This is a genomic window from Metabacillus malikii (genome assembly GCF_030813355.1).
GTDB lineage: Bacteria > Bacillota > Bacilli > Bacillales > Bacillaceae > Metabacillus > Metabacillus malikii.
The window spans coordinates 24,866-34,847 of record NZ_JAUSUD010000034.1 but is presented as its reverse complement, the minus strand read 5'-3'; the positions used below and the strand labels follow the sequence as shown (position 1 = coordinate 34,847).

General features: G+C 33.4%; 14 protein-coding genes. 1 reads left to right on the top strand and 13 read right to left on the bottom strand.

What is annotated here, in order from left to right:
• Positions 1-192: 192 nt before the first annotated feature.
• The 9 genes from J2S19_RS21675 to J2S19_RS21635 form a co-directional block, all read right to left on the bottom strand.
• Positions 193-894 carry a class I SAM-dependent methyltransferase gene (locus J2S19_RS21675; RefSeq protein WP_307346374.1) on the bottom strand — a complete coding sequence of 234 codons (702 nt, stop codon included), beginning with the start codon at positions 892-894 and terminating at the stop codon, positions 193-195.
• A gap of 830 nt (positions 895-1,724) precedes the next feature.
• Complete coding sequence (locus tag J2S19_RS21670) at positions 1,725-2,273, bottom strand: DUF5412 family protein (RefSeq protein ID WP_307346370.1); 549 nt, start codon at positions 2,271-2,273, stop codon at positions 1,725-1,727.
• Between the two features lie 67 nt (positions 2,274-2,340).
• Positions 2,341-2,760 (bottom strand): hypothetical protein, encoded by a 420-nt coding sequence (locus J2S19_RS21665; RefSeq protein WP_307346368.1) that lies wholly within the window; start codon positions 2,758-2,760, stop codon positions 2,341-2,343.
• Positions 2,761-2,902: 142 nt separating this feature from the next.
• The gene (locus J2S19_RS21660) at positions 2,903-3,238 is read right to left on the bottom strand and encodes a hypothetical protein (protein ID WP_307346365.1); all 336 of its coding nucleotides are present in this window, start codon (positions 3,236-3,238) and stop codon (positions 2,903-2,905) included.
• Between the two features lie 9 nt (positions 3,239-3,247).
• Entirely contained in the window at positions 3,248-3,700 is a 453-nt protein-coding gene (locus J2S19_RS21655) for a hypothetical protein (protein WP_307346363.1), read from the bottom strand.
• A gap of 236 nt (positions 3,701-3,936) precedes the next feature.
• Complete coding sequence (locus tag J2S19_RS21650; protein WP_307346360.1) at positions 3,937-4,164, bottom strand: hypothetical protein; 228 nt, start codon at positions 4,162-4,164, stop codon at positions 3,937-3,939.
• A gap of 81 nt (positions 4,165-4,245) precedes the next feature.
• Entirely contained in the window at positions 4,246-4,689 is a 444-nt protein-coding gene (locus J2S19_RS21645; RefSeq protein WP_307346358.1) for a hypothetical protein, read from the bottom strand.
• 606 nt (positions 4,690-5,295) lie between these two features.
• Positions 5,296-5,643: a DUF2178 domain-containing protein gene (locus J2S19_RS21640; protein WP_307346355.1), complete on the bottom strand. Its 348-nt coding sequence runs from the start codon at positions 5,641-5,643 to the stop codon at positions 5,296-5,298.
• Positions 5,636-5,872, bottom strand: coding sequence for a helix-turn-helix transcriptional regulator (locus J2S19_RS21635; RefSeq protein ID WP_307346352.1), 237 nt, complete (start codon positions 5,870-5,872; stop codon positions 5,636-5,638). Before J2S19_RS21635 ends, J2S19_RS21640 begins: the two co-directional genes overlap by 8 nt.
• Before the next feature lie 266 nt (positions 5,873-6,138).
• On the opposite strand from J2S19_RS21635, the gene J2S19_RS21630 reads away from it, so the two are divergent.
• Positions 6,139-6,756 carry a YolD-like family protein gene (locus tag J2S19_RS21630; protein WP_307346350.1) on the top strand — a complete coding sequence of 206 codons (618 nt, stop codon included), beginning with the start codon at positions 6,139-6,141 and terminating at the stop codon, positions 6,754-6,756.
• A gap of 276 nt (positions 6,757-7,032) precedes the next feature.
• On the opposite strand, the gene J2S19_RS21625 is transcribed toward J2S19_RS21630, so the two are convergent.
• The 4 genes from J2S19_RS21625 to J2S19_RS21610 all read right to left on the bottom strand — a co-directional run bounded on the left by J2S19_RS21625 (position 7,033) and on the right by J2S19_RS21610 (position 9,970).
• Positions 7,033-7,248 (bottom strand): cysteine-rich CWC family protein, encoded by a 216-nt coding sequence (locus J2S19_RS21625; protein ID WP_307346348.1) that lies wholly within the window; start codon positions 7,246-7,248, stop codon positions 7,033-7,035.
• Between the two features lie 351 nt (positions 7,249-7,599).
• On the bottom strand, positions 7,600-7,809 hold the full coding sequence (locus J2S19_RS21620) for an Rpn/YhgA-type helix-turn-helix domain-containing protein (RefSeq protein ID WP_307346346.1): 210 nt from the start codon (positions 7,807-7,809) through the stop codon (positions 7,600-7,602).
• 113 nt (positions 7,810-7,922) lie between these two features.
• The gene (locus tag J2S19_RS21615; RefSeq protein ID WP_307346343.1) at positions 7,923-8,843 is read right to left on the bottom strand and encodes an Rpn/YhgA-type helix-turn-helix domain-containing protein; all 921 of its coding nucleotides are present in this window, start codon (positions 8,841-8,843) and stop codon (positions 7,923-7,925) included.
• A gap of 380 nt (positions 8,844-9,223) precedes the next feature.
• The gene (locus tag J2S19_RS21610; RefSeq protein ID WP_307346340.1) at positions 9,224-9,970 is read right to left on the bottom strand and encodes an ABC transporter ATP-binding protein; all 747 of its coding nucleotides are present in this window, start codon (positions 9,968-9,970) and stop codon (positions 9,224-9,226) included.
• Positions 9,971-9,982: the final 12 nt, after the last annotated feature.

The following is a 9,982-nucleotide window of genomic DNA, read 5'->3' as shown; positions in this document are numbered from 1 at the left end:
GACAATGCACTACCTGTCAGCTATACACTTCCGCCACTACGGTGTGTTCGGGACTTTCACCCGTTAGCCCGATACGCTGCCAAGCGCACAAAAGAGGAGCTGTTACAACAACTCCTAGTTAACAAAAAGAATATTGCAGGTGCAATAACTTACATCATCTTACTTATCTCTACATAGTTATCTTCTTGTAATTTATTTCACTCCACCAAAAACAGCAAGTTCCATCCACTTAAAATAACAATCTGTATGTTTAAACCCTATATCTTTAAGCCAATTTACCTGTATATCTACCCTTTCAAGAATATTATCTTCTTTATCAAGGCGGTTGTAATATTCCTTGGCAACTTCTTGTCTGTCTCGATTGTTATGTGTTGAAAGATGTTCAATAAAAAGCTCATTATACAATCTTTCAATCTCTGGAGTAGCCGATGCTGTATGTTCAATGTTTATGAATATCCCACCATCTGTTAAAAGATTATAGATTTCATGATAGAGTTCCTTTTTCTTATCGTGTGTCAGATGATGAATAGCAAAACCGGAAACAATACAATCAATCGAGTGAGGTTCAGCAAGTTCTTTTATAAACTGACTAATATCACCGTGGATAATTTCACAACGATGTTTGTATTCACTCATATGCTCACGAGCAGCTTGAACCATTGGCCCGGAATGGTCGATTAAGAGTGCAGTGGCTTCCGGATAGGTTTTAAGCAATAGTTCAGCTAAAAACCCATTACCACAGCCTAAGTCGATAATTCTTTTAGGATTAGGATTGAAATGATTAATCACTTGAAGCATAATTTTTGCCTGTTCCGCTCCGAATGGAATTCCGCCGCGAACTTGTTCCAAATAATGCTGAGTAACATCTTGTCTTTGCCAGTTGGTGGTTGCCATTTTGTTCTCCCCTTTATATGTATTTATGAAAAAACCTATCATCACTAATGGACGACAGGTTGTATCTACTGGGTGTTCAAATGTTTTTTACTCTCTCACACTAATGACGGAAGTTAATGTCAAGGTATTTATCCATTCCAGTTATGGGAAGTCAAGGATTTATAATCTGTCTAAAATTAATTAATAAATTTTTAGGCAAACACTTTCTAAAAAGCTACAAATATAGTCGTATATTGTTTACCTATTGTTTGAAATTTTTTCTATTTTATAGTTAATAACAATTTTTGTCAACTTCAATAAAATTATTTTGGATCGTTAGCTTAATAAAAAATACGATTCCCCTTATTGAAGTATCGCATCACATCGTTAATAATGTTTCTTCAGAAGAGATGCTTTTTTATTGGTTTCGTATTATTTCTTACTTTTAAATTTAATTATTAGAAAAAGTATAAAATCTACAGTTAAAAATAAGAATCCAATGACCAATAAATACTTAAAGATTGGAGATGTTGATATTTCTCCTACATAAATAAAAACATATGAAAACATAAAGGTAAAACCTAAAATAGTCAAGATTCTTTGAATTTTCTCCAACTGTTATCATCCTAATCATTCTAGTTTTTTCAACAAAATGGTAACTACTTAATTACATTTCTCTAATATTGGTTTGCATGTGAATTAGATGAAATTTTTTATTCTATTAACTTTTTTCACGCGAGCAATACTGTTTAAAAAATCTAAGCCTAATTCTACGAGTAGAATATCTTTTTTACTATTGATTGCTTCATCCTCTTAATTCACACAACAAACCACTGTAGAACATTTGATTATCACCGTAACCAATCATAACCAAACGTATCTCCATTACCTAAATCAAGAATCTGATTGTTTATTGATACTTTATCATTACTTTCCCACACTACTTGTACATCTTCTGCGTATTCTTGGAAATAGATTTTCTTTTTAAACCAAAGTGGACCGTCCAATTCACCTCTAATCCCAAAACCACCTGTAGCTCCCTCGTTCCATTTATAAAAATTAATCGTATAGTCTCCGTTTGGAGAATGGGTAGTTTTTGTAGGATTATCAGGCTCTAATATCGAAAAAAGCCATGTTAAAATAATCGTCAAGGAAAGAATAATCGACAACAATAATGATAAACTCAAAGTTATCCCACTTCTTAATTTTGCCCACCGATAACGGTGAGCTTTTAATCCTAAAATCCCAAATACTAAGGCTATGACACTTATTCCAAGTAATATGTAGCTTGGAGGTGCGAGTAACCAAAAACTTTCCAGATAAGAATAAAATGAATAGAAGGATAGCCCTACACATAAAAAAGTTAAATAAAATGACCATTGATTAAATTTTAATTCCATCTAATTCCCTCATTTATAAGCCTATTACAAACTTACTCTATATTTGTAGTTTAAAAGATTTTAATACTTAATTTTGCGCTTCACTCTCTCGCTTTATTTGTGAAACCAATAAATGTAAGTGATAGTATATATTTGATGCGAATAAACATAGTATGAAGATTGGAATTATCAGCTTTTTAAGTATAATTAAAATAATAGCACCAACAAGTAGACCAGCAAATGTATATAGCCCTAATCCGAAAAAATAACGTGTCCATTCTAAGGATGTATTTATTTTTGCGATGAACTTATCAATAAAGATAGAGAAAGGTAAACCAACTAGAAAATACACGGGTGCAGCGTAAATTAGGACTATGCTATACATTTCATCAAAACGAAAATAGTATACATTTGGTTCCCGTTGAGAACTCGGGGTAATCGTAAACCATGAAAAAATAAGCGCAAATATTATTACGGATAGTGCTGCGGTTATGATCCTTTTTGTCATTTTACATCCCCATTCAAAATGATGATAATAAATTAATCATGTATAACTTTCTATAATTTCCCATCCGTTATCGGTATAGTGAATGGTTAAACCTATGGACCACCAATAATCAGCATAGCAGAAGATGAAATATACTAATTTTTTAGCTTCCTATATCAAAACTATGCAAATAATTATTCAAGGCATCATACTCTTCTTTTGTAAATTGTATCGTTACTCTAGCCACTCTATTTGAATTTGGATAGAGATACAATTGTTGAGTGAATTTCACTCCTAGAGGTGTGATAAGTTGATAAATGATGTTAAGAATATGGAAACAATCTAAATCTATCCCATCTTTCAAATGGTTTTTAACACTAATCACTACACTATTATCAATCGTTTCAAATTTAGGATTCTGGGGGGATAGATTCTTTATTTTACAGACTTTCTTTACAATTTGTTTAAAAATGTCTGAATCTCTATTTCGATATGCCAAGACCTCACCTCAAATATATGATTCATAAATTGTAACTTTATTCCCTTTAATGCCAAAAATGATATAGTCAAAACCATCCTCTTCTAGGTAAAAGTAGCTCGCACTTTTGTCTCTCTTTTTTATTAGTTCTTGTACCCCTTCTGGAAATGCCTTCAGTGTTGTTTCATCAACACGGTGCCAACTTTCTGCTAATTTCTCAATCGCTTGTAGGGTTGTAGGATTTTCGTAATGTAGCTCTGTGATTGACTCCCCGTCTCCATGGAATGAGTTGACTCTTGTATTATAGAGAATTTTTTCATGATCAGGCATTGGTAACGTTACATTCCAATTTGTTTCAATGGTTTCTATATAGGTTGGATATACATTCGGAAACAACCATTCTGGGAGTGTTGTGATGTAGCCGAATATGAATAGGAATACTAAAATAATGGAGGCAAAGGCCATCTTACGTTTGTTTTTCATCTAGTAATCCCCAGTCTCTAAAGAATCTTGTATTTACTAATAACATTAAGACTTATTTACTAGTTAATTATACTACAGTTGGTTAATAATGGAATATACTTTTATTAATTTACACCAAAATTGAAAATAAAAAGCAATACCTCTTCGTGAAGTATCGCGTTCTTACATGTTATTTAAGTTAAAAATCTCATGAAAAGAGGCTCTTTACTATTGATGTGTTATTTCTTATACTAAACTTATTTCTTCGCTTTATTTTTAGCCCTTCGATTTAAAATAAATTCGTATCCAAAAGCAACAATTAGCCCCGCCCAAAAAATTAAAATGGATGGCATCGGCTCTTTTCCGTTGATATGAAGAAATATATAGTTAATAAATAATAGAATCATATATGTATAAAAGCCAAAGAATGTACCTGTTTTCCAATTGGCCATTTCTAATTTAGACATGTTTTTGTAAAATTTCATCATGCACCCTTTCAATTAACCTCTTTTTTCTCCCCTAAAAAGTTTTTATCCCTTACAAGTTCTTTATCAATGTTAGAAATATTAAGAAATCAAATCCTGAATGCCCCTTATTGTTTGATAAGCTAAAATTAGTGCTATTAATACGGTGAAAATAATATTACTTCCAAAAATTGCATGCCAAAGATTAGTGCCCTGACGTACTTTATAGACAAATAATACAATTGATACACTCACCGCAGAGTAAAGCAGCCAGTAAGTTTCTTTTTGTCTATCAACGTTGTAGACAATTTCACTGATCTTCCAAGTATCCTCATCTGAAAATGTTACCGTGGACTCATTTTTTTCAAACCCTAGTAAATTGTAAGATTTTATTGATATACTTTCTTCCTGCCTGTCAATGACTTCATATCCGTTTGGTAAAATTGAAGCTTTATAAACGATGAGGTATGAGATACATATTATGAGAGCAATAATGGGTATAAATGTTAGAAGTTTTTTAATTTTTGTAAAAGAAATCCGATTCATTAGTTAAACACCCCTTTTCCACATGTGACAACCTTTCTTACTGCTTAACTAATTTTACCATATAGAATTGTATAGATTCCGGAAATAATATAATTGGTAAATGAATATTCGTTTTTAAAATGCATAAGTGTACAGTAAAGTTAAGAAGGATTTAATATAAATTTTGATTGAAAATTACGAAATGAACCTAGGCACAAAAAAACCCTCAAATCATCGTTCAAGCTCCGTGATTGAGGGCTCTTATTTTGCAAATATTACGTTCAATTTTCTTGAAACATTAAAGAATTTCATCACACTTCTATCATGGAGTATTCCTAGTTTTTATCAAGTTTGAAACTGTTCCCATGAAAACCCTGTAGGATAAGTTAAGTGGTATAGTCCCTATGATTTATATGCTTCGTTTCCAATTAAGTATCCTTCGTTGTTGTTGTAACCTACTATCCATCATAGGTTTGGATGCTTTGCGTAAAAATCCTCATGAGAGTACTTTCCCAAGTACAGTACCGAGCAATTAAACGGGCATTTTCACCTTGCCTAAAATCTAATGATAGGTTTTACAAACTTTAGAATCACCTTTTCATCGTGATTGATTGGATTTTCCCATGTTTAATTATAAAAATCTTTTTTAAACCGAACAGCTAGATAAATAGTAGAAGCCACGAATGCAAAAGCATATTTAAATAAGAAGAAAATTTCCCACATATATTCTTTCGGGAAGATGATATCGAACAACACGATGACACTTAACATGATGAGCGCACTTTTTAATTTGATTTGGTTTGTTCTTTCGTCAGCTTCCCCCATTTTTTTCTGTATTACATAAGTTAGAATCGCACCGACAAAAACCAATATAAAACCGCTAACGATGAGAATATTCCAATTCCCCTGAGATTGTTCAGCCCAAGACTTTATGGGGTTAAACATAGCGTTAGAAATATCTGAGAAATTAATCATTTTGATCACTGCCTTTCACATAAGTAAACATCTCATTTACATCCGCATTAAAAAAATCAGCAATTCGAAAAGCTAACAACAAAGTTGGAACGTAATTTCCTTTTTCCATGACGAAAATGGTTTGCTTGGAAACCCCGACTTTCTCTGCTAATTCTTGCTGAGTCATTCTGGCAAGTACACGATATTCATACACCTTATTTGATATCGAGTCACCAAAATCTTTCTTCATCATTATCACCTCTTGAGTCAATTATAAAATTTTCTTTTAAAAAAGTAGAGTAAACTTATACAAATGATTAAGATACCTTTATATTATTCTATTCTATATTAATTAGAATTATAAAGAAAATTTGAGAAGCTTTTGAATTCAATAGGGCATAATTTTGTGTTATTTCTATCCGACACTTTTTCAATGATTCATTCGAAACTTTCCTCTTGAAATCGAACATATGTTTGTATAAAATATGGGTAGCAGTTAATCACGAGGGGGATTTCATGAATGATAACCAACGATTTCAGGTGATGTTTGTATTAAGAATGCCATCCGATATAAGCATGCTCCTTGTGACAGGGGTTGATTTTCACAACGGCTGTCTATTTACCGTCGTCTTGCATAGTCCTCAAGATTCGATTCAGCTAGACTATAATACAGCTCACTATCCTAACGATTTAATTGAACATTTGCATTCTGAGAAAGAACGAATTGATAGTGGATATTATGATGTTCGCACGTGGAAGATGGAGCTTTTTAATCAAGAATTAAAGGAGTTAAAGGAAATGACAATCAAAGATCGAAACATGAAGAAATGGGCTCCTTTTAAAAGCTTGCCACAACAGTGGGAAGCAGTTTCTAACGTTTTTGAAGCTGAAAATAAAATGGAAAAACCAATATTAGATGAGTATGAAATGGAGGCAATTAACGACTCTCTTCGTTCTTCACTAGAACAAAATCAACCTTTGAAGTTTAAACTATACAACAAAGGCTATATGGTATCAGTACCTGGAATTGTATCGAAGATTGATCCTTTTAATAAACAGATACAGATTATTGGGAGTGATGGAAATGTAATGTACATAAAGTTTCATGCGATTGTGGGGGTTGAGTATCTATAATGCTTGTATTAAAACTGATATAGCATAATAAGAGCTCAATGAATTGTAATTAAAAGTGGCTTTACGGTTAAGGGGAGGCTCACAATTGTTAGTGCTTTAGAGGCTCCCTACTGAAAACTTGAAAAGGAAACGATAACCGAGTGTAGTGTTGCCTATTTATGTAGTAGATTTTTTGAACATTTTATTGCTAAGCAAGTCTCTTAGGATGAAGTGAATAGATCAATGTGTATGAAACAAAGCATTTTCAAAATGGATTAGCTACTAGCATGCTAGTTTTTAATTGATGTTGTCGAAACGTTCATTTTTTTCGATATGCTTCTCTTTATAGTTTTCTAAGCACTTTTTACAAATACACTGCTTTCTTCTACTTATCAATGGTACTGACAGTAATAATCTTTCCGGAAATGTTTCAGTGGTACACCAGCAATCCTTATCTCCACCGACCATACATTGATTTTCATTATGACATAGTGGGCAATATTGATTAGACAATTACAACTACTCCTTTCACTTCCAATTATATTAGCATACTTTCTTTATGAACAGGCTGGACATTGGGTAATAGAGGGTTTGGATGAGTTTAGTGAAATTCTTAGTTAATCATTTGAAAAATAAATTGGTGAAAGTTAAAAAAGAATTAAGTGTTACTTTAAAATCGGGCCACCGTGAAGGAAGACATTAAGGTTTCTGTTAGATTTCAAGATTTGGTTATCCTTTGAATTGTATACACTCAACCTAAGGCCACTAAGCACATTTAAGTAATTACTATTTACAAATTATTATATGAAAAAAAACAGCTTTCAAGGCTGCGTCGTATACTTTTTTCACATATCTCATATAAAATTAATCCATAATCTCTTTTATTTCTTCAATCGAGAGTCCAGTAAATTTTGAAATTTGCTCAATTTCAAGATTTGCTTCTATCATTTTCCTCGCAATGTTAATTTGTTCAATCCTTTTAACCACTTTAATGCTTTCTTTCATACCCTCTATTCTTCCTTCTTCTCTGCCTTGTTCTCTTCCTTTTTCATACCAAGGATTCGTGTATTTCATAACCATTTCTCCCTCTCTCCATTTTATTTTTTTACGTTAGCATTGGTCATCCTAAAATTTATAACAATATAAATAAAACGCAGCTCAGTTTTTGTTGACTGCGTTGGATGTTATTAATTCATAATTTTCTTTATTTCTTCAACTGAGAGTCCAGTAAACTTTGTAATTTGTTCAATTTCGACATTTGCTTCTAACATTTTTCTGGAAATTTCCAATCTTAATTCCTTTTTTCCTTCTTTTTTCCCTTCTTTTTTTCCTTCTTTTAAACCCTCTTCTCTTCCTTCGACTCTTCCTTCAACTCTTCCTTCCTCTCTTCCTTTTTCATGCCAAGAGGTTGTGATTTCCATGACCTTTGCCTCCTCTTCTGGGTTTAATTTACGGATTTCGTCTTGCAGTTGGTTTTCTTCGTTTTTATTAAGTTTAAGGTAGGTGTGAAAGATACCTGCTATTAAATCGATCCTTGCTGGGTCTAGTTCTAAGCGTGTTAGCATTCTTAAAAACTCTAGCTTAACCTGTATTTTCTCATTCTTTGCATAGCCCATTTTACTTAATAATGCGCACGCAACAGGATTGTCTTGTTTTATGTAGTCACGCCAGTTTTGTTTTTTTAGTTCTACTTTTAAAAATTCAAAGTTTAATACTTGATGAAAAGGAAACTCCACGATAAATTGATTCGGTTCATCCTTTATTTTATTATAACTAAAGATTGCAATTGGTAGTATACGTTTGCGGTATTTTTCATAGAGGCGACTGAAGTAAATAAACATTCGTTCACGAAAAGCATCCTGCTCGTATGATTGAGGTTCGATATGGACGATGATTAGGCCGTCTTCTCCTTTCAATTTTGTCTCAATTAACAAATCAACTCTGTTTTTCTCTCCTTTAAGGATATCTCGATATAGCTCTTCTGACAAGAAGGTCGTATGGCGATAATCCATTGATTCATGGATCTCTGGAAAAAATAATAGCATGAACTCTTCGAAAAATGTACGGATTAACTCTTTAAATAAACGGTCGTGGTCAACATGTTTCATTCTTCAAAGCAACCCTCACTCCATTGTTCTATGCTTCTATTATAGCAAGCTTTGAGTCTATTTCTTTATGAAGTATGCATTTTTTACAGAAACTTAATACTAGTTCACTGAACAAAGCCACAGTTACGATTATGCTTGCCTCATAGGGGAATATAATTTATATTGTGACATGGTTCGAGAGTGCAAATTTTGTCGAATGACAGATTTTATTGAAAAGTTGAGAGATTTTTTTCCGAAGTTGACAGATTATTTTAGATTCTTGACAAATAAACATGAAAAGTTGACAGATTTTTATGGGGACAGTCCCCCTAGTGGGCAATTAATGCACCACAATGGGGACTTTAGAGAGAAAAACGTTCATGGAGTCGTATAATTTTGGTTTAGAACCCCTGTTTTTCTAACCACCCTAACAATTTCTTCTCACGATTAGATTTCATCACTTCTTCATATTTACCTAACGTGAGCTCATTATGAATGGACCCGTCGATGAGGAAGATGACTTTGTCGGCTCTAGCGGCTACTTTGGCGTCATGGGTTACGATGATGATGGTAGTTCCTTCTCGGTTAACATTTCCGATAATGTCCATGACATCGCGTGATGCGCTGCTGTTTAGTGCCCCGGTTGGTTCGTCGCCAAAAAGAATATCTGGTTTGTTAATGAGTGCCCGACAGATGGCTGCACGTTGTAATTGGCCGCCGGAGACCTCTTTGATGTCGTGGTCGGCAACACTTTTGATTCCCGTTTTTCCGAAAAGAATATCTGCATAGTCGTTGACTTGTTTGCGAGATTGTTTACGCGATTTTATTCCTGGGAGAATTATATTGTCGCGAATTGATAGATTTTTTAATAGATACGAATGTTGGAAAATAAAACCCATTTGCGTGAGTCTAATTTGACTTAATTTTTCATCGTCAAGGTTTGTAAGCTCTTTTCTGTTAAATGTGACGCGGCCTGTATCAGGGCGGTCCATGCCGCTAATATTGTATAGTAGTGTTGATTTTCCTGAGCCGGATGGTCCCATAATCGCGAAAAATGAACCTTGTTCGATGTGGAAGCTAATGTCATTTAAGACTTTTGTTGTTTCAAAGGTTTTCGATATGTTTTCAATTTCGATGATTTTGTTCACCTTGCACCTCCG